Consider the following 19514-nt stretch of genomic DNA (forward strand, 5'->3'; position numbering starts at 1 on the left):
CCCCCCGGCGGCGTTCCTGGGAACTTGCTATGGTCGAGAGACGCTCTCACCCCCTGAGCGATGGTCGTGGCTCTGCCGCGATCTCACGCGTCAGACGCCGACCGGCGACCACGCGATCACCGAATCCCGTTCGAGGATGCACCGCTGTTCGGTGCGCCCGGAAACGGACGTCCTCGAAAGGAGCCGCACCCCGGGCTACTCGTCTGTGTGCTGTGATGCGCCTCAGTGGTCCAGGTTCGTTCTCGCCATGCCGACCCTTCTCCACTCCCCGCAGAACCCTCAACACCAGACGACGCATTACTCCCCCACTTAGCGGGACTCCTTCTCCATCGACAGGCGGCATCGCCGCACCAAGACGAGAAAGCGAGTACCCGGTGGAAGACTTCCACACACTGTCAGGACCGGTCGTGATCCTGCTCATGCTGCTGTTCTTCGGCGGCAGCCTCTACATGTCCATCCGCATCTCCCGCAGAAAGGAGAACGCCGACGGATACATGACCGGTGGCGGCAAGATCGGGTTCGGCATCTCCGCCGCCTCGATGACCGCTACCTGGATCTGGGCATCCTCGATGTACGCCTCCGCGACATCCGGATACACCTACGGCATCTCCGGCCCCATTCACTACGGCCTCTGGGGTGCACTGATGATTCTCCTCATCTATCCGTTCGGGCGCCGCATCCGCACGGTCGCACCCCACGCGCACACCATCGCCGAGGTCATGTTCGCCCGCCACGGACGTTCGAGTCAGCTCATGCTCGCCGGCTCCAATGTGCTCGGCAGCCTGATCAGCCTCACGTCGAATCTGATCGCCGGGGGCGCGCTCGTCTCGATGCTGTCGCCGTTCACCTTCACACAGGGCATCGTCGCCATCGCGATCGGCGTGCTCGCCTACACGCTGTGGTCGGGCTTCAGGGCGTCGGTGCTCACCGACTTCGCGCAGGTCATCGCCATGCTGGGGGCCGTCGCGATCATCGTTCCGGTGATCTTCTTCGCCGCGGGTGGCCCCGAGCTGTTCGTCACCGGCGCAGCGAACCTCACCCCGCAGCAGGGCGACTTCTTCTCTTCCGACGCGTTCTTCAACCAGGGCGCTCCCTACATCGCCGCGGTGCTCGCCTACGCGATCGGCAACCAGACCATCGCGCAACGACTGTTCGCCGTGCGAGAGGACCTGATCAAGAAGACATTCGTCACCGCGACATTCGGGTACGGCGCGTCTATCATCGGGATCGGCATGCTGGGAGTGCTCGCCCTGTACGCAGGGATCCAGCCGATGGACGGCGACGTCAACAATCTGATCCCGCAGATGGCGTCGACATACCTGCCCCCGCTGCTGATCTGCGTGTTCTTCGTCATGATCATCGGCTCGTTGTCGTCGACCGCGGATGCCGACATGACGGCTCTCTCGTCGATCATGATGGCTGACATCTACGGGCAGAACATCGCGGGCAAGAAGAACGCCAACCCGAAGACGATGCTGCTCATCGGCAGACTCACCATGATCGGCGCAACCGCCGCGGCACTCGGCTTCGCATCGATGCAGTTCAACATCCTCGACCTGCTGGTGTTCGTCGGTGCACTGTGGGGAGCGCTCGTGTTCCCGGTCATCGCGAGCTTCTACTGGGACCGCGTGACGAACTCCGCGTTCAGCATCGCCGTGATCGCCGCGCTCGCCGCGTTCCTGCCCGTGCGTTTCGAGTGGATCTCACTGTCGGGGGGCTGGGGTCTCGCGAGTGACGTCCTCTCCGTCGTCGGGATCGGGGTGGTCCTGGCCCTGATGTCGTTCGGCTTCTTCGGTCTGCGGGTGGCGCTTGTGGTCGGGACGCTGGCCACGCTGGTGTCGGCGCCGTTCGCGATCGGCTTCCTGCACCAGTACCCGGTGTTGTCGGGGTCGCTGGTCGCATACGCGGTGAGCACGTTGGTCTGCGTCGCCCTCACGATGATGAACAGGACGCGGAGATTCGACTTCGACCTGATCAAGGAGCGCACCGGCAGCTTCGACACCGGGGATATCACACGAAGCGCCGATGTGAAGGGCGACGCCACGCTCGCCGGGAAGGACGCCTGATGGAGACCATTCTGTTGACCGCGTACGTACTGGTGTGGCCGATCATCGTCGTCGGGGTGCTCACCGTCGTGATTCGGGCTTTCGTGAAGGACGCCAAGGAGGCGAAACGCGAAGGGCGCGACATCATCTGATCATCGATGGCTCCGCACAGATGTCGACAAGGCGTGTGCGGAGCCATCGGCGCACTGCCCCCGCGCCTGCACCTCTCCCGCTCGGACGAAGAGGATTGTCTCGATGCCGCCCGTCGTCGCGCGTCGCCGCCCTCCGTGGCGCTACTCGATCGGAATACGCAGGACTCGGTCGTCGCCCTCGCGGGGATCGCCCCGCCCGTCCGTGTTGTTCGTGAGAACCCAGAGTGCCCCGTCTGGCGCGACCACGACGTCGCGAAGCCTCCCGAGCGATTCGACGAAGTATTCTCCGGCGGTGCGCACGTCGGAGAGCGGCACCTCCCTGAGCCGCTCTCCACGGAGATTCGCGATGAAGATCGATCCCGACGCGATCGTGATGCCGCTCGGACTGGCGGTGTCCGGCGACCACTGCTGGACCGGATCGACGAACCCGTCACGATCCGCGATGCCCTCGACCGTCGGCCACCCGTAGTTCCCACCGGCCTCGATCACGTTCAGTTCGTCCCAGGTGTCCTGGCCGAACTCGCTCGCGTAGAGCGTGCCTTCGTCGTCCCACGCCAGGCCCTGAGGATTGCGGTGGCCCAGGCTGTAGACGGGTGATCCCGGGAAGGGGTTGTCCTCCGGCACGTCCCCGTCCGGTGTGATGCGGAGGATCTTCCCGGCCAGCGAGTCCCGATCCTGAGCCCCCTCACGGTCGCCCGCGTCGCCGACCGTCACGTAGAGCATGTCGTCGGGGCCGAACGCGATGCGTCCGCCGTTGTGATTCCCGGCGGCGGGGATCCCGGAGAGGATCGTCTCGGATTCGCCGAGCTCGAACGAACCCGGCGCCCCCGACAACGCGAAGCGCTGCACCCTGTTCTCGCCGACAGCCGTCGAGTACGCGTACAGCCAATCGTCCCGCAGCGCGATACCGAGCAGTCCCCCCTCTCCTCGAGGCGCGACGCCGTCGATCATCCCGAGCTCGCGAAGCCTCCCGTCGCCGGAAACCTCGACGATGCGGGCGGTGTCCCGTTCGCTGATCAGCGCCGTACTCCCGAAGAAGGCGATGGACCATGGGGCCTCCAGTCCAGCCACGACCGTGGACGCGCGCCCCGGAACGATGCTTCCCGATCCGGCGGACGGCGAGGGTGCGAGCGGCGCGGGAGAGGACGAGGCGGGGGACGTAGGAGCGCACGCGGCGAGAGCGATCGCGATGAGAGCGATCGCGATGAGAGCAGTCGAGACGAGAGCAGTCGAGACGAGAGCGCCCGCCCCGCGAGCGACCGCGGCGACACGCGGATCGGCCGGCGTCCTCTGCGCCCTCCGCGTCGTCGTCATCGCCGATCCCTTCATCCTCCGTTCGAGAGTAGGCGAGCGGCGCGCACCGCAGAAGAGGCAGGTGTCCGAGGGGGCGCGTAGCCTGCCACGGTGTCGAAGGAACAAGCTCTCCCGGGCCCGTGCACCCTCTGCGGAGGAACGGTCGGTGCCCGCGGTGACGACTCCTGGCGCTGCGCCTCCTGCGGATGGCGTTACGGGGACGTCCCCGACGCCGATCTCCCGCTCCCCCGTATCGACATCGTCTACTACATCCGTTTCGACCGTCGGGTGAAGATCGGCACGAGCCGACGACCGCGACAACGGCTGGCGAGCATCCGACACGACGAGCTCCTCGCCTTCGAGCGAGGCGGACGCCCGGTCGAGCAGCAGCGACACCGCGAGTTCGCCTCGGACCGCGAAGGCGGAGAGTGGTTCACGTTGACGGACGATCTGCGGACGCACGTCGACGCCCTCCGCCGCGAGGGTGAGCCGTGGCTGCTCTACGGGCGATGGCTGAGCAACGCGCTCCGCGGTCTCGATGCCTCGTGACCTGCGCCAGGACATGACGATGCCGGGCGACCGCTTCGGGAAGTCCAGTCGCCCGGCACCGCGTCTCTGCGGGGATCAGGCCGTGGCCGCATGCCCCCTGGTGGTCGCCGGCTGCGGCTGCGAGAACAGCACCACGACGATCACGGCGACGCCGACGACGACGTGCGGGAGCCAGACGTTCAGCGCCTCGCCCGCGAACCCGAAGATCCACGGCGAGAGGGCGAGGAAGAGGCTGGCGACGATGTCGAACACCAGGTGGACGGGCATCGGGATGAAACCGAAGGGGCCCCATTCGTACTTCGTGAAGAGGCTGTACACGATCAGCCCGACACCGAGGACGATCGGGATGATGACCGCCGCTCCGCCCACGTTCGCGAAGCCGAACAGCCAGGGAGCGGCGATCAACGCGACGCCGACGATGTAGTCGAGAATTCCGTGGACCTTGGTGGGGATGAAACGCATGATTCCTCCTTGTGTGGCGCCGCTTCCGCGACTCACCACTTGTTCGAAGCCCGCCACGGATCGGATTGCCTCCCCGCCTCGGAGGACGATCGACCTGCGGGCCGGGGAGCTCGACTCGAGTCTCTCGACGGCGCACTCGCGGCCCGGTCCCAGGCAGCCCTGCTACGTTGAGCATGCCGGTATCTCGCCGGCATCAGGGAAGACTTCTCGTCGACCAACGGGCCTCCTGGGTCATTTCGTTCTCCGTCGCCTCCTCTGTGTGAGCCCGAGGAGCATCATGCCCACCCCGTCAGTCCCCTCTTTTCTCGACCCTGCGCACGCCTGGGCGGCGCCCATCGCCCTCCCCGTCGGCACCACGGCCATCGTGTATTGCGAGGGCCAGTTCGGCGAGCAGGACGGCAAGACTGCGAACGGTCTGGTCCGACACTCGGAGAAGTACGAGATCCTCAGCGTCATCGACAGCACCCACGCGGGTGCGGACGCCGGGGTGCTCCTGGACGGTCTCGCGAACGACATCCCGATCCTCGACGGACTCCCGACGGCGATCGCTCATGCAGGTCACGTGCCGGACTACCTGATCTGCGGTGTCGCACCGGCTGATGGGCTGCTCTCCGCCGACCAGCGCACCGTGCTGCTGGACGGCATCGCCCGCGGGATGCACATCATCAACGGCCTGCACGAGTTCCTCACCGACGATGCCGAGTTCGTCGCGGCTGCCCTTCTCGCCCAGGTCACGATCACCGATATCCGTCGCCCCCGGGACAAGAAGGATCTCCATCTGTTCTCCGGCCGCATCTTCGACGTGACCTGTCCGCGGATCACCATCCTCGGGACCGACGGCGCGATCGGCAAGCGCACCACCGCGACGATCCTCGTGAAGGCCCTCAACGATCGTGGCGTCCACGCCGTGATGGTCGGCACCGGACAGACCACGATCATCCAGGGCGGCCGCTACGGCGTCGCGCTCGACGCCCTCGTGCCCCAGTTCTGCTCGGGTGAGGTCGAGAACCAGGTGGTCGCGGCGTTCGAAGGCGAAGACCCGGACGTCATCATCGTGGAGGGCCAGGGCGCGCTCAGCCACCCCGCATACATCACCTCGGCGCACATCCTCCGCGGCAGTCAGCCTGCGGGGGTCATCGTGCAGCACGCCCCGGGCCGGACGGTCCTGGGCGACTTCCCGATGGTCGCGATGCCGACGGTCACGAGTGAGATCGCCCTGATCGAGGCTTTCGCCGACACGAAGGTCATCGGCGTCACGGTGAACCATGAGAACCTCACGGCGGAGCAGCTCGCCGCCGCCATCGACGAGATCGAGCTCGACACCGGACTCCCCGCCACCGACCCGCTGACCCGACCGCTGGCGGAGCTCGTGGAGATGGTGCTGCAGGCGTTCCCGACGCTCAGCCCGCGACGGACCACCCGTAGCGCCGCGTGAGAGCCGCTCCGACCCGGTCATAGCGCCCCCGATCGAGAACGGCGGCCTCTCGCCGCAGCCCGCGCTCGTGCACGCTGTACAGCTGCTCGACATCCACCCAGGACTCTCGACCCTGAGAGTCCCAGTCGCCCGTACCGATCGACAGATAGTCGCGGTCACCGTCATGGGGCTTGCTCGTCATCCGCACCGCGTACACGCGCTCTGCGGACTCCCGTCCGATGACGAGCACGGGACGATCCTTCCCGCGACCGTCGTTCTCCTCGTAGGGAACCCAGGTCCAGACGATCTCTCCCGCGTCCGGTGCGCCGTCCCGCTGCGGTGCGTAGCCGACCTGCAGGCGCGTGATCCGATCCGGATCGATGCGGACGGTGTCGGTGCCGCGCGCCCGTCCCGGGTCGGTACCGCCACCCGCGGGCGTCGGGCGCTCCTGCGGGGTCCGTAGACGCGCGTCCGGGCGTCTCGGATCTGATGTCCGAGACGCCCGGCCGGAGCCCACTGCCTTGAGCAGGATCTCCGCGAGTGTTGCCAGGATGCCGTTGGTCTTGCTCACACGGTCACCCTAACCGCTGATCACGCGTCTGCGAGTGCGTAGCCCTCCTCGCCGTGCACGACCTGGTCGACACCGGCGATCTCGTCTTCGTTCGTGACGCGGAAGCCGATGGTCTTCTCGATCGCGAAGCCGATGATGAACGCGACGATGAAGGAGTAGATCAGCACTCCGAGCGCCGCGATCAGCTGTACGGCGAGCTGGCGGGCGTCGCCGCCGACGAACAGTCCCGTCTCGGTGGCGAAGAAGCCGAGGTACAGCGTTCCGATGAGACCGCCGACGAGGTGGATGCCGACCACGTCGAGCGAGTCGTCGAATCCGAGGCGGAACTTCAACTCGATCGCGAGGGCGCACACGACACCGGCGAGTGCGCCGAGAAGCAGAGCCCAACCCGGCGTCAGGTTGGCGCAGGCCGGGGTGATCGCGACCAGACCGGCGACGGCACCGGACGCTGCACCGACCGAGGTGGGCTTGCCGTCCTTGATCTTCTCGACGAGGATCCAGCCGAGGATGGCGGCCGCCGTGGCGCCCAGGGTGTTCAGACCGATGAGTCCGACGCCGCCCATGTCTTCGGCCAGCCATTCCGCTCCCGCGTTGAAACCGAACCAGCCGAACCACAGCAGGGCGGCCCCGAGGAGCGTGAGCGGCACGTTGTGCGGCTTCAGGATGCCCTTCTGGAACCCGATGCGCTTGCCGAGGACCAGGGCGAGTGCCAGAGCCGCGGCGCCCGCGTTGATGTGCACGGCGGTACCGCCGGCGTAGTCGATCACGCCGATGCCGCTGTCCTCGCCGAAGAGCGTGGTGCCGAGGTTCATGATCCAGCCACCGCCCCAGACCCACGCGGCGACCGGGAAGTAGCCGACGGTCGCGAAGATGCCGGCGAAGATGAGCCAGCTGCCGAACTTCGCACGATCCGCGATCGCTCCGGAGATCAGCGCGACCGTGATGATCGCGAATGTGGCACCGTAGGCCACCCCCAGGAGCGCGACGTTCGAGCCCTCACCGGCCGCCAGGCTCGACAGCCCGAAGTCCGCGAAGGGGTTGCCAGCGAAGGCGGTCGGGCTGTCGACCGCGCTCATCGAGAAACCGAAGAGAATCCAGAGCACGGCGACGAGTCCGATGGAGCCGAAGCTCATCATCATCATGCTGACGACGCTCTTCGCCTTGACGAGACCGCCATAGAAGAAGGCGACGCCGGGCGTCATGAGCAGCACCAGCGCTGTCGCGGTGATCGCCCACGAGATGTTGCCGGGAGCATCCATAGGAAAACCTCACATCCGAAGTAATTGAGAGCTTCAGTGTGACGACCTGCGGTTTCGTCAATGCGTGAGGTTTGTTTCCCCGCTGTTACAGCGCGGCTCCGCCCGTGAACATCGCGTTACGCGCGCCTGCAGGCTTACGCAGAATGTGTCAGGGCATTGAGTCGGGAGATGGCGCGGAGGTACTTCTTGCGGTAGCCGCCGGCGAGCATCTCGTCGGAGAAGACCGCGTCGAGGCCGAGCCCGGTGGCCACGATCGGGATCTGCGCGTCGTACACACGATCGACGAACGCGACGAAGCGCAGCGCCTCCGACTGATCAGTGAGCTGGCGCACGCCGCGCAGGCCCACGCTACCCAGTCCGTCGATCAGCCTGATGTAGCGCGAGGGGTGCACCTGCGCGAGATGACGGATCAGGTCGTCGAACCGGTCGTCCGACGCTGCGCCCGCAGCGCCGGCCCTTTCGATCGCCGTCTCGTAGGCGTCATCGTCGAGCACCACCGCGTGTCCGTCGAGGGCGCGCTGGCGGAAGTCGACGCCATCGATGCGCAGCGTCTGGAAGCTGTCGGACATCGCATGGATCTCGCGCAGGAAGTCCTGTGCGGCGAATCGCCCCTCGCCGAGCGCGTTCGGCGGGGTGTTCGAGGTCGCGGCGAGCCGGGTGCCCGTCGGCACGAGCTCCCCCAAAAGGCGGGTCATCACCATCGTGTCGCCCGGGTCGTCGAGCTCGAACTCGTCGATGCACAGCAGGTCGGCGCCTTTGAGCAGATCGACGGTGTTCTTGTAGCCGAGTGCGCCGACCAGGGCGGTGTACTCGATGAACGAGCCGAAGTACTTACGGCGGGCGGGCATCGCGTGATAGATCGAGGCGAGCAGGTGCGTCTTCCCGACGCCGAAACCACCGTCGAGGTAGACGCCGGGCTTCAGCTCGGGCTCCTTCTTCGCCCGGCTGAACAGCCCTCCGCGCTTCGCGGGGGTGCCGCGCCCGGCGAAGCGCATCAGCGTCTCCTTCGCCTCCTCCTGCGAGGGATATGCGGGATCGGCGCGATAGCTGTCGAACGTCGCGGTGTCGAACTGCGGCGGCGGCACCAGGCTCGCCAGCATCTCGGGTCCGCTGACGGTCGGCTGGCGCTCTGTGAGGTGCACGATTCCCGTGCGGCTGGTCGGGTCGGTCATCACGGTCCTGAATCAGGTGCTCACCTGTGTCGAAGTCTTACGAATCGGGCGCAGGGTGCTCGGCGGGGATCTATCGTCGAAGGGACGGATCAACACTACGCCGTCTGCAGCCGCACCCTCGTCCGCTCAAACGCTTCGGAGATCCCATGGCCATCGAGTTCGATTCCTCCTCCCCCAAGTTCGCCGAGTACGCCGAACCCGGCCGGCTCGTCACCACCGAGTGGCTCGCGGAACGGCTGGGGACTCCTGGACTCGTGGTCGTCGAGTCCGACGAAGACGTGCTCCTCTACGAAACCGGCCACATCCCGGGCGCGGTGAAGGTCGACTGGCACACCGAACTCAACGACCCGGTCGTGCGCGACTACGTCGACGGCGAGGGCTTCGCCGAGCTGCTCAGCCGCAAGGGCATCGCACGCGACGACACGGTCGTCATCTACGGCGACAAGAACAACTGGTGGGCCGCCTACGCCCTCTGGGTGTTCTCGCTGTTCGGCCACGAAGACGTGCGTCTGCTCGACGGCGGACGCGATCGGTGGATCGCCGAGGGGCGCGAGCTCACGCGTGAGGCAACGAACCGGCCGCCCACGGAGTACCCCGTCGTCGAGCGCGACGACTCGATCATCCGTGCATACAAGGAAGACGTCCTGGCCCACATCGGCAGCCCGCTGATCGATGTGCGCTCCCCAGAGGAGTACAGCGGAGAGCGCACGACGGCGCCCGCGTATCCCGAGGAGGGAACCCTCCGCGCCGGTCACATCCCGACCGCGCAGAGCGTGCCGTGGGCGAAGGCGGTGGCCGAGGACGGCGGCTTCCGCAGCCGTGCGGAGCTCGACGCGATCTACCGCGACGTCGCAGGGCTCCGCGACGGGGATGATGTCGTCGCCTACTGCCGGATCGGCGAGCGGTCGAGCCACACCTGGTTCGTGCTCAAGCACCTCCTCGGCTTCGAGAACGTGCGCAACTACGACGGATCCTGGACAGAGTGGGGCAGCGCGGTACGCGTGCCCATCGTCACCGGTTCCGAGCCCGGCACACTCTGAACATGTGACAATGACAGGGATGAGCACAAGCGACGTTCCTGACACTCTCGCCGAGATCCGCGACGGCTTCCTGGAGACCCCGGAGCCCGATCGCCTCCTGCTGCTGCTCGAGTTCTCGGACGAGCTTCCCGACGTCTCCGACGAGGTCGCGGCCCACCCGGAGATGTACGAGCGCGTCGCGGAGTGCCAGTCGCCGGTGTACATCCATGTCGAGGTGAACGATGACATCGTCACGATGCACGCGACAGCCCCGCCCGAAGCTCCGACGACTCGCGGGTTCGCAAGCATCCTGGTGCAGGGTCTCACCGGCCTCACCGCAGACGAGGTGCTCGCGATTCCCAATGACTACCCGCAGTCGATCGGTCTCACGAAGGCCGTGTCCCCTCTGCGCATCGGGGGCATGACCGGGATGCTGATGCGGGCGAAGAACCAGGTCAGCCAGAAGCGCTGAGAGCCTGTGATTCCAGCCAGTCCGTGATCGCGGTCGTCCAGCCGGTCTGGTCGTAGTTCCACAGCTTCGTGTGGCGTGCCACCGTGAACTTCGGCATCGTCACGAGATCCGGACGTGCCTCCTGCAGCGCGTGCGATGAATCCGCCGGCACGAAGCCGTCGTCGTCGCTGTGCAGGATCAGCACCGGCGCGGTCAGTTCGCCCGCACGAGCGACCATGTCCAGACGATCGAAGTGGATCGGTTCGTCCGCTCCGCTCAGGCGCGCGGTCAGAGGCATCTGGAGCGCCCCCATCGCGAGTTCCGGCAGCGGCGCACGCACGCCGGCCAGCTTCGCCTGGAACCGCAGCACCGTGCGCCAGTCGACCACGGGAGACTCGAGGATGATCCCGGCGATGCGCTCCCGGTGGCCGGACGTCACGGCGGCCTGCAGCGATACGGCGCCCCCCATGGACCAGCCCATCAGGATCACCCGCTCGGCGCCGTGTCGGAGCGCATAGGCGATGGCGGCGTCGACGTCACGCCACTCCGCGGCTCCGAGGGCGTAGGCACCCGCCCTCGTGCGCGGGGCCTCGCCGTCGTTGCGGTACGACACGACCAGGTTCGGCAACCCCGCGGCGTGCAGCACCGGCACCGCCCGCAGGCACTCGGCGCGGGTCGCTCCGCGTCCGTGAACCTGGATCACCCAGGTCGACGACGACGCCGGGAAGTACCAGGCAGGACATGGCCCTGCGGGAGAGCCGATCAGCAGGTTCTCCCAGCGCAGATGGAGCTCGCTCGGAGACGAGTAGTAGTAGCCGCTGAAGGCCGCGGCACGATCGACACGTGCGCCGGGTTCGATCTGGGTGAGGAGCTTGCGCCGTACGGCTGAACCATCGGCGCTGAGTACCGCCCCGAGTTTGACGTAGCCGTAGGTGCCCGTCGTGAACAGGCCGTAGCGACCGGGAAGCTCGGTGTCGGGTGTGCGCTTCAGCTCGATGGTCTGGGCACCCGTGTCGACCGAGAGGATCTCCGTGTCGGTCGCGCGGCGCATGGGCGTGACGACCCGACGGGCCACGGCGAACACGACGAGAGCGAGCGCTGCTCCGAACGCGAACAGGGCAGGGACAAGGAGCGTAACGGCGTGCCTGAGACTCTTCATCGCTTCCTGACTCTAGCCTGTTGCCGTGACCGCACACCCCGAGGCCGGGACGCCTTTCGAGAGCGCCGTGGCCGAACTGCGCGAGACCGAGTTCCGCGATGACATCACGGTGCGCGAGATCGCCACGCCACAGGGCCTCGCGCCTTTTGCCATCGCCCTCGCCGCCGACGTGCGTCCGGAGGGTGACGGCGAGTCCGTGTACGGCACCGGCCGGTTCGTCCTGCTGCACGATCCGGACGAGCCGGGAGCCTGGGGAGGCTCGTGGCGCATCGTCATCTTCGCGCAGGCGCCGCTCGAGACCGAGATCGGCACCGATCCGCTTCTCGCCGACGTGACGTGGTCATGGCTGGTCGATGCTCTCGACTCGCGCCAAGCGGTCTATCACTCGGAATCGGGCACGTCGACGAAGACGCTGTCGAAGGGATTCGGCGGGCTCGCCGTCGAAGGAGACGGCGCCCAGATAGAATTGCGGGCGTCCTGGACTCCGGAGGGCCCGTTCCGACCGCACGTCGAAGCATGGGCCGAGCTGGTCGGAATGCTGGCGGGGCTTCCGCCCGGCTCCGAGGGCATCGCCGTGATCGGCGCGCGAAAGGCTGTACGTGACTGAATACTCCGTGATCTCGGATGCCGAGGAGTTCCGCGCAGCCTGCGCCGTGCTCGCCGCCGGTACCGGACCCGTCGCCGTGGATGTCGAGCGGGCGTCCGGCTTCCGCTATTCGCAGCGCGCCTATCTGGTGCAGGTGTTCCGTCGCGAGGCCGGCGTCTTCCTCTTCGACCCGCCGGCGATCGGCGATTTCGCACCTCTCCAGGAGGCGATCGGTGACGTGGAGTGGGTGCTCCACGCGGCGAGCCAGGACCTGCCGTCTCTTCGCGAACTGCACCTCGAACCGCCGGTAATCTTCGACACCGAGCTCGCCTCGCGCCTGCTCGGCCACGAGCGTGTCGGCCTCGGTGCCGTCGTCGAGGACACGCTGGGCATCATGCTCAAGAAGGAGCACTCCGCCGCCGATTGGTCGACTCGTCCGCTCCCCGATTCCTGGCTCGAGTACGCCGCCCTCGACGTGCTGCACCTGATCGACGTCCGCGACGTCCTCGTTCTCGAGCTCGAAGAGCAGGGCAAGACCGAATTCGCCGCCGAAGAGTTCGCCGCCACCCTCGCCCGCGCTCCCAAACCGCCGCGCGAAGATCCTTGGCGCCGCCTCAGCGGCCTGCACCAGGTGCGCGGAGCCCGGAACCTCGCCGTCGCCCGTTCCCTCTGGCAGGCACGCGAAGCGTACGCGCAGGAGCAGGACGTCTCCCCCGGACGACTCGTGCCCGACCGCTCCCTGGTTGCGGCGGTGCTGGCGAACCCGCAGTCGAAACAGGCGCTGGCCGGCCTCAAGGAGTTCCAGGGCCGCGCGAGCCGCACGCAGCTCGACCGCTGGTGGCAGGCGATCGTCGAAGGCAGGGCGTCGGAAGAGCTTCCCCGCGAACGCGTTCCGAGCGACACTCTTCCTCCCCCTCGCGCGTGGGCTGATCGGAATCCCGAAGCGGATGCACGACTCAAGGCCGCCCGTCCGATCGTGGAGGCCGTCGCCGAGGAGCTGGGTATGCCTACCGAGAACCTCCTCACTCCGGAGTACCTGCGCCGCGTGGCCTGGGACCTGCCCGGTGAAACCCCCGAGGCGATCGCGGATGCGTTGGCAGCGCTGGGTGCCCGGCCCTGGCAGATTGCACAGACCGCACAGAAGATCGCTGCCGCCTTTGTAGAGGCGGCGCAAACGCCCGACACGACGCCCGCACCGGCTTCGTAGGTTCGACCCAACCGATTCCTCCCCGTTTCGCGGGCTTCATAGACTGAGGCCACGCACTAACTTGGAGGCAGAGTGGCCGAGATCTCGGACGTCTTCTTCGTCGATGGAGTACGCACCCCCTTCGGGCGCGCCGGCGAAAAAGGCATGTACTGGAACACCCGCGCAGATGACCTCGCCGTGAAGGCGACCATCGGCCTGATGGAGCGCAACGCCGCCGTCCCGGCAGACCGCATCGATGACGTCGCGATCGCCGCGACGAGCCAGACCGGCGACCAGGGGCTGACGCTCGGACGCTCGGTGGCGATCCTCGCCGGGCTTCCGCAGACCGTGCCCGGCCTCGCGGTCGAGCGCATGTGCGCCGGCGCCATGACGAGCGTCACGACCATGGGAGCCTCGATCGGCGTCGGCATGTACGACTTCGCCCTCGCCGGCGGTGTCGAGCACATGGGTCATCACCCGATCGGTGGCAACGCGGATCCGAACCCGCGCTTCGTCGCCGAGAAGATGGTCGACCCCGGTGCACTCAACATGGGTGTCACCGCCGAGCGCATCTTCGACCGGTTCCCGCACCTGACCAAGGAGCGCTCCGACCGGTTCGGCATGCTGAGCCAGCACAAGGTGCAGGCGGCGTACGACGCCGGCAAGATCCAGCCCGACCTCGTGTCGGTCGCCACCAAGGGTGCCGATGGCGCCTGGGGTCTCGCGACCGAGGACGAGGGCCGTCGCCCGCAGACCACGATGGAAGACCTTGCGGCTCTCAAGACGCCGTTCCGCCCGCACGGCCGCGTCACAGCCGGCACATCCTCCCCCCTCACCGACGGCGCCACGATGTCGCTGCTCGCCGGAGGTGGCGCGGTGAAGGAGTTCGGACTCGCGCCGAAGATGCGGATGGTCTCGTTCGCGTTCGCCGGCGTGCAGCCGGAGATCATGGGCATCGGACCGATTCCGTCGACCGAGAAGGCGCTCAAGAAGGCCGGACTGACGATCGCCGACATCGGGCTGTTCGAACTGAACGAGGCATTCGCCATCCAGGTGATCTCCCTGCTCGACCACTTCGGCATCGCCGATGACGACCCCCGCGTCAACCAGTGGGGCGGTGCGATCGCGCTGGGCCATCCGCTCGCGGCATCCGGTGTGCGTCTGATGATCCAGCTCGCCGCGCAGTTCGCCGAGCGTCCCGACGTCCGCTACGGTCTGACCGCCATGTGCGTCGGTCTCGGTCAAGGCGGTTCGGTCATCTGGGAGAACCCGCACTACGACGGCAAGAAGAAGAAGTGAGCGCGAACGTGACCAACTACGACGAGATCGACTTCTCCCCCATCCAGGCACTCACCGAGGGCGAGGTCATCACGCAGTCGCCGGTGCGCGACATCCGTCTCGCGTCCGGCAAGGTGCTCGCCCTGATCACGCTCGACAACGGCCGTGACCACACGCGTCCGAACACGCTGGGTCCCGCGACGCTGACGCAGCTGGGCGAGACGCTCGACGGCCTCAAGGCGCGAGCCGCGGCCGGCGAGATCCAGGCTGTCGGCATCACCGGCAAGCAGTACATCCTCGCGGCCGGCGCCGATCTGTCCGACATCAGCAAGGTCGGATCGCGCGACAACGCCCGCCTGATCGCGCAGCTCGGACACAAGGTCCTCGGCACGCTCAGCGACCTCGGCGTGCCGTCGTTCGCCTTCGTGAACGGCCTCGCCCTGGGCGGCGGCCTGGAGATCGCGCTGAACTCCAGCTACCGCACCGTCGACTCCTCTGCTGCGGCGGTGGCACTGCCCGAGGTCTTCCTCGGCATCATCCCCGGTTGGGGCGGCGCCTACCTGCTGCCGAACCTGATCGGCATCGAGAACGCCCTCGAGGTCGTCATCTCCAACCCGCTCAAGCAGAACCGGATGCTGAAGCCGCAGCAGGCGTTCGACCTGGGCATCTTCGACGCGATCTTCCCCGCGGCGAACTACCTCGAGAACTCGCTGGCCTGGGCGGATGCCGTCCTGGGTGGCAAGAAGGTCGAGCGCAAGAACGAGCCCGGCAAGATCGAGCGTCTCACCAAGTGGCCGATCGCCATCAAGATGGCGCGCGGGATGCTGGAGTCGAAGATCGGCACCATGCCGAAGTCGCCGTATGCGGCCCTCGACCTGCTCGACAAGGCCAAGGGCGGCACCAAGGCCGAAGGCTTCGCCCGCGAGGACGAGGCACTCGCCGAACTCGTCACGGGCGACCAGTTCGCTGCATCCATGTACGCCTTCGACCTCGTGCAGAAGCGCGCGAAGCGACCGGTCGGAGCTCCCGACAAGGCGCTCGCGAAGAAGGTCACCAAGGTCGGCATCATCGGCGCCGGTCTCATGGCGAGCCAGTTCGCACTGCTCTTCGTGCGCAAGCTCCAGGTGCCCGTGCTCATCACCGACCTGGATCAGGCACGCGTCGACAAGGGCGTCGCCTACATCCACGAGGAGATCGGCAAGCTCGAAGCGAAGGGACGCCTGGACTCCGATTCGGCGAACAAGCTGCGCGCGCTGGTCACCGGCACCACCGACAAGAGCCTGTACGCGGACTGCGACTTCGTGATCGAGGCCGTGTTCGAAGAGGTCGGGGTCAAGCAGCAGGTGTTCGGCGAGATCGAGAAGATCATCGCCGAGGACGCGATCCTCGCGACCAACACGTCGTCGCTCTCCGTCGAGGAGATCGGATCGAAGCTCGCTCACCCCGAACGCCTGGTCGGCTTCCACTTCTTCAACCCTGTCGCGGTGATGCCGCTGATCGAGATCGTGAAGACACCGGCGACGGACGATGCCGCTCTGTCGACAGCGTTCGTGGTCGCGAAGAACCTCGGAAAGAACGCGGTCCTCACCGCCGACGCCCCCGGCTTCGTCGTGAACCGACTGCTCGCCAAGGTCATGGGCGAGGCGGCTCGCGCCGTCTACGAGGGCACCCCCATCGCCGATGTCGAGAAGGCCTTCGGCCCGCTCGGCCTGCCGATGGGCCCGTTCCAGTTGATCGACCTCGTCGGCTGGAAGGTCGCCGCCCACGTGCAGGACACGATGGTGAAGGCCTTCCCCGACCGCTTCTACGCCAACGAGAATTTCCATGCGCTCGCGGAGCTCGACACCGTCGTGGAGAAGGACAAGGGCGGGCGCGTCGTCGGCTGGAGCAAGCAGGCGGAGAAGGTTCTGAAGCCCGCCGTCGGCAAGAATCCCGCAACGGCGGCGACGATCCTCCATCGTGTGCAGGACGGTCTGGCGCAGGAGATCAAGCTGATGCTCGACGAGGGCGTCGTGCCCGAGGTCGAGGACATCGACCTGTGCCTGATCCTCGGCGCCGGCTGGCCGTTCATCGACGGTGGTGCTTCACCGTACCTCGACCGTGAGGGAGCCTCGGAGCGGGCCTTCGGCGGCTCGTTCCACACCCCGCAGATCCGCGGCGTCGAGAGCCGCTGATCGTCGGACGCCATCCCGCGAAGCGCTCCACAGGATTCCTGGCGAATCCGGTGGGGCGCTTCGTCGTCCGCCGCATCAGCACGCACACCTCCGAGCCGCACATCGCGCTGCCGCTCCCTGGCGTGAGCCCCGTCGGCGTGGCCCACTGCCGGCACTGGACGGGGTCGTGGGCCCTGCATGATGCCCCTGCGCCGCAGGCCCCGATCGCCGAGACTCAGCTCGCGGGCTGAGCCGGTCTGGGGTCTTCGTCACCGCGACGAGGCCAGTACGACAACGCGCGTTCGGCCAGCGCGGTGATCGTGAGCGAGGGGTTCACGCCGGGATTCGCGGGAACGGCCGCCCCGTCGACGACGTGCAGGTCGGGATGCCCCCAGACCCGGTGATATGCGTCGACGACCCCTTCCGCCGGCGACGCCGAGATCACCGCGCCTCCGAGGAAGTGCGCCGTGAGCGGGATACCGAACACCTCCGGCCACGATCCGCGCGCAGCCGCAGGCACTCCGCCGTCCGCCTCAACCCGCGCGGCGATCGCCGCCGCCGCGGTGTGGGCCTGGGGCAGGTGGCTCGGGTTCGGCTGCCCGTGCCCCTGCGCGCTCGTCATCACGAGGCGGCCGAATCGGCGGCGCAGCGAGAGGGTGAGCGAGTTGTCGGCGGTCTGCATCACCAGCGCGATGATGCCGCGCTCGCTCCATCGGCGGAGGCTCCCGAGCCGCCACTGTCTCACCGGTGAACGGAGCACCTGCGCGACCAGACGGCGCAGGCGAACGCCCAGCGGCTGTCCGCCGGGGACGATCACGGTCGCCAGCGCACCCATCAGGTTCGATCCCGGACCGTAGCGGACGTTCTCGACATGCGTGCGATCGTCGATGTGGAACGAGGTCGTGATCGCGACGCCCCGGGCGAGCTCGAGCGATTCCGGGACGCTCGTGGCGACCGCGCCGTCCAGCGCCTCGGAGTTCGTGCGCGTGAGACGGCCGATCGACGTCGAGACATGCGGCAGGGCTCCGGACTCCTTCATCCGATGCAGCAGCTGCTGCGTGCCCCAGGTGCCGGCAGCCAGCACGACCTGCCGGGCGGTCACGGTACTCCGCGCCCGCCGGAACCAGGCGCCGCTGCGCTGCGTCGTCACCGCGAACCCGCCTCCGGGGAGCTCTCGCACCTCGCTGACCGTGCGCAGCGCCTCGATCGCGACCCCTCGGCGCTCCGCGAGAGGCAGGTAGTTCTTCATGAGCGTGTTCTTCGCGCCGACGCGGCATCCCACCATGCAGTTGCCACAGAGGGTGCAACCGGTGCGATCAGGGCCCTCACCACCGAAGAACGGATCCGGCGTGCGCTCCCCCGGCTTCCCGAACCAGACCCCGACGGGCGCGTGGCGGAACGTCGCACCGACGCCGAGGTCGTCCGCGGCGCCGGCCATGATCCGCTCCACCGGACCCGTGTGCGGGTAGCGCTCCACGACGCCGAGCATCCGCTTCGCCGTGGCATAGTGGGGCGCCAGCTCGGACTCCCAGTCCGCGATGCCCTGCCACTGGGGGTCCGCGAAGAAGGCCGCCCCCGGCTGGTACAGCGTGTTCGCGTAGTTGAGTGATCCGCCACCCACCCCGGCGCCCGCCAGAATCATCACGTGCGGCAGTCGGTGGATGCGCTGCACACCGTAGCAGCCGAGCGCTGGTGCCCACAGGTACCGGCGGACGTTCCAGTTGGTCTTCGCGAAGTCATCGTCCTCGAAGCGGCGACCCGCCTCGTAGACGCGGACGCGGTAGCCCTTCTCCGCAAGTCGCAGAGCGGCCACGGAACCTCCGAATCCGGAACCCACGACCACGACATCCTCGTCGAACTCAGTCATCGCACTCCTTCGGCACCATCATCGTGAGCGCACCCGGCAGCACCGCGATGGTGCACTCATCCTCGCCGATCCGCTCGCCGTCGGCATAGACCACCAGGCCGGGAGCCGACACCGTGACGGAGCGTCCACGACGATGCACCACCTCGTCGCGCGCGAGATGCGTCCCGCGGAGCAGCAGGGGGAAGAGACGCAGCAGGCGCAGTCGGCCCAACGGGGCGACACGGACGATGTCGAGGAGCCCGTCGTCGGGCAGGGCCCCGGCGCAGATCGGCATCCCGCCGCCGTAGCTGGAGGTGCTGCCGGCCGCGATCAGCGTACCCGGCTCACTTCTCGGCGGCTCGCCATCGATGGCGAGGGTGAACTCCATGGGACGCAGCCGCACGAGTTCGATCAGCAGGGCGAGGTAATAGCGAGGCGCACCGTGCGGCCAGCGGAGCCGGTTGGTGCGATCGCTGACCTTCGCGTCGAAACCCAGCGCCGCGATCGTCAGGAATTTCCTGCTGCCCTTCGGGGTGCGGACCACGCCGACGTCGATCGACCGGGGCACGCCCGTGAGAGCGAGTTCGGCGGCAGCCCATGCGTCGCTGCGTGGGAGTCCGAGAGCGCGGGCGAGGTCGTTCCCGGTCCCGGCCGCGACCAGGACCACGGGGACCGATGCCGCACATACCGTGTCGAGCACACCGGACAGTGTGCCATCGCCACCGACGACGACCAGTGCTCGCGGATCGTCTGCCACGGCCGCGACCGCGAGCCGTGCGGTGTCCTCTGCGGATCCTCCCGCATAGGCCCGCACCTCGACTCCACGATCGCGAAGATGCAGAACAGCTGCCTCCGCTGCTCGCCCGCCCCGCCCTTTGCCGGAGAACGGATTCGCGAGCACGGCGATGTGCTCGGCCAT

19 protein-coding genes are annotated in these 19514 nt (G+C 67.6%); 11 read left to right on the forward strand and 8 right to left on the reverse strand.

What is annotated here, in order from left to right:
* Positions 1–419 precede the first annotated feature (419 nt).
* Together DW307_RS05335 and DW307_RS18250 are read left to right on the forward strand one after the other, a co-directional pair.
* Entirely contained in the window at positions 420–2066 is a 1647-nt protein-coding gene (locus DW307_RS05335) for a sodium:solute symporter family protein (protein ID WP_046398999.1), read from the forward strand.
* Complete coding sequence (locus tag DW307_RS18250; RefSeq protein ID WP_029259283.1) at positions 2066–2197, forward strand: putative transporter small subunit; 132 nt, start codon at positions 2066–2068, stop codon at positions 2195–2197. The genes DW307_RS05335 and DW307_RS18250 overlap by 1 nt, the downstream gene beginning before the upstream one ends.
* Positions 2198–2338: 141 nt before the next feature.
* Here the strand turns inward: DW307_RS18250 and DW307_RS05340 are convergent, their stop codons facing one another.
* The gene (locus DW307_RS05340) at positions 2339–3511 is read right to left on the reverse strand and encodes a PQQ-dependent sugar dehydrogenase (protein ID WP_240750509.1); all 1173 of its coding nucleotides are present in this window, start codon (positions 3509–3511) and stop codon (positions 2339–2341) included.
* Between the two features lie 90 nt (positions 3512–3601).
* On the opposite strand from DW307_RS05340, the gene DW307_RS05345 reads away from it, so the two are divergent.
* Positions 3602–4039, forward strand: a complete 438-nt coding sequence (locus tag DW307_RS05345) for a GIY-YIG nuclease family protein (protein ID WP_136024231.1) — start codon at positions 3602–3604, stop codon at positions 4037–4039.
* 75 nt (positions 4040–4114) lie between these two features.
* Here DW307_RS05345 and DW307_RS05350 read toward each other — a convergent pair whose 3' ends face one another.
* Complete coding sequence (locus tag DW307_RS05350; RefSeq protein ID WP_021200660.1) at positions 4115–4501, reverse strand: SPW repeat domain-containing protein; 387 nt, start codon at positions 4499–4501, stop codon at positions 4115–4117.
* A gap of 277 nt (positions 4502–4778) precedes the next feature.
* Between DW307_RS05350 and DW307_RS05355 the strand changes: the two genes are divergently transcribed.
* Entirely contained in the window at positions 4779–5936 is a 1158-nt protein-coding gene (locus DW307_RS05355; protein ID WP_205810393.1) for a DUF1611 domain-containing protein, read from the forward strand.
* Here the strand turns inward: DW307_RS05355 and DW307_RS05360 are convergent.
* From DW307_RS05360 to zapE, 3 genes are all read right to left on the reverse strand, one after another.
* Positions 5902–6486, reverse strand: a complete 585-nt coding sequence (locus DW307_RS05360) for a type II toxin-antitoxin system PemK/MazF family toxin (RefSeq protein ID WP_136024232.1) — start codon at positions 6484–6486, stop codon at positions 5902–5904. The genes DW307_RS05355 and DW307_RS05360 overlap by 35 nt on opposite strands.
* Positions 6487–6506: 20 nt before the next feature.
* Positions 6507–7745 (reverse strand): ammonium transporter, encoded by a 1239-nt coding sequence (locus tag DW307_RS05365; protein WP_021200663.1) that lies wholly within the window; start codon positions 7743–7745, stop codon positions 6507–6509.
* Between the two features lie 134 nt (positions 7746–7879).
* Positions 7880–8917, reverse strand: a complete 1038-nt coding sequence (gene zapE, locus DW307_RS05370) for a cell division protein ZapE (protein ID WP_029259286.1) — start codon at positions 8915–8917, stop codon at positions 7880–7882.
* Positions 8918–9063: 146 nt separating this feature from the next.
* Here zapE and DW307_RS05375 point away from each other — a divergent pair, with 146 nt between their 5' ends.
* Both DW307_RS05375 and DW307_RS05380 read left to right on the forward strand, forming a co-directional pair.
* Positions 9064–9957 (forward strand): sulfurtransferase, encoded by an 894-nt coding sequence (locus DW307_RS05375; RefSeq protein WP_136024233.1) that lies wholly within the window; start codon positions 9064–9066, stop codon positions 9955–9957.
* A gap of 19 nt (positions 9958–9976) precedes the next feature.
* The gene (locus DW307_RS05380; RefSeq protein ID WP_021200666.1) at positions 9977–10408 is read left to right on the forward strand and encodes a SufE family protein; all 432 of its coding nucleotides are present in this window, start codon (positions 9977–9979) and stop codon (positions 10406–10408) included.
* On the opposite strand, the gene DW307_RS05385 is transcribed toward DW307_RS05380, so the two are convergent.
* Positions 10392–11546 carry an alpha/beta hydrolase family protein gene (locus DW307_RS05385; protein WP_136024234.1) on the reverse strand — a complete coding sequence of 385 codons (1155 nt, stop codon included), beginning with the start codon at positions 11544–11546 and terminating at the stop codon, positions 10392–10394. The genes DW307_RS05380 and DW307_RS05385 overlap by 17 nt on opposite strands.
* A 25-nt stretch (positions 11547–11571) precedes the next feature.
* Between DW307_RS05385 and DW307_RS05390 the strand changes: the two genes are divergently transcribed.
* From DW307_RS05390 to DW307_RS18205, 5 genes are all read left to right on the forward strand, one after another.
* Positions 11572–12153: a DUF3000 domain-containing protein gene (locus DW307_RS05390; RefSeq protein WP_021200668.1), complete on the forward strand. Its 582-nt coding sequence runs from the start codon at positions 11572–11574 to the stop codon at positions 12151–12153.
* A complete protein-coding gene (locus tag DW307_RS05395) occupies positions 12146–13339 on the forward strand; it encodes a ribonuclease D (protein ID WP_136024235.1) in 1194 nt (397 codons plus the stop codon). Before DW307_RS05390 ends, DW307_RS05395 begins: the two co-directional genes overlap by 8 nt.
* Positions 13340–13411: 72 nt before the next feature.
* The gene (locus DW307_RS05400; RefSeq protein WP_021200670.1) at positions 13412–14617 is read left to right on the forward strand and encodes a thiolase family protein; all 1206 of its coding nucleotides are present in this window, start codon (positions 13412–13414) and stop codon (positions 14615–14617) included.
* 8 nt (positions 14618–14625) lie between these two features.
* Positions 14626–16770 (forward strand): 3-hydroxyacyl-CoA dehydrogenase NAD-binding domain-containing protein, encoded by a 2145-nt coding sequence (locus DW307_RS05405; RefSeq protein WP_136024303.1) that lies wholly within the window; start codon positions 14626–14628, stop codon positions 16768–16770.
* Positions 16771–16820: 50 nt separating this feature from the next.
* A complete protein-coding gene (locus DW307_RS18205) occupies positions 16821–17000 on the forward strand; it encodes a hypothetical protein (protein WP_205810396.1) in 180 nt (59 codons plus the stop codon).
* Here DW307_RS18205 and DW307_RS05410 read toward each other — a convergent pair.
* Positions 16985–18616: a GMC family oxidoreductase gene (locus DW307_RS05410; protein ID WP_136024236.1), complete on the reverse strand. Its 1632-nt coding sequence runs from the start codon at positions 18614–18616 to the stop codon at positions 16985–16987. The two genes, DW307_RS18205 and DW307_RS05410, sit on opposite strands and share 16 nt — an antisense overlap.
* Positions 18609–19514, reverse strand: a complete 906-nt coding sequence (locus DW307_RS05415) for a YegS/Rv2252/BmrU family lipid kinase (protein ID WP_136024237.1) — start codon at positions 19512–19514, stop codon at positions 18609–18611. Before DW307_RS05415 ends, DW307_RS05410 begins: the two co-directional genes overlap by 8 nt.

This window comes from Microbacterium sp. K27 (assembly GCF_004794435.1).
Taxonomy (GTDB): Bacteria; Actinomycetota; Actinomycetes; order Actinomycetales; family Microbacteriaceae; genus Microbacterium; species Microbacterium maritypicum_A.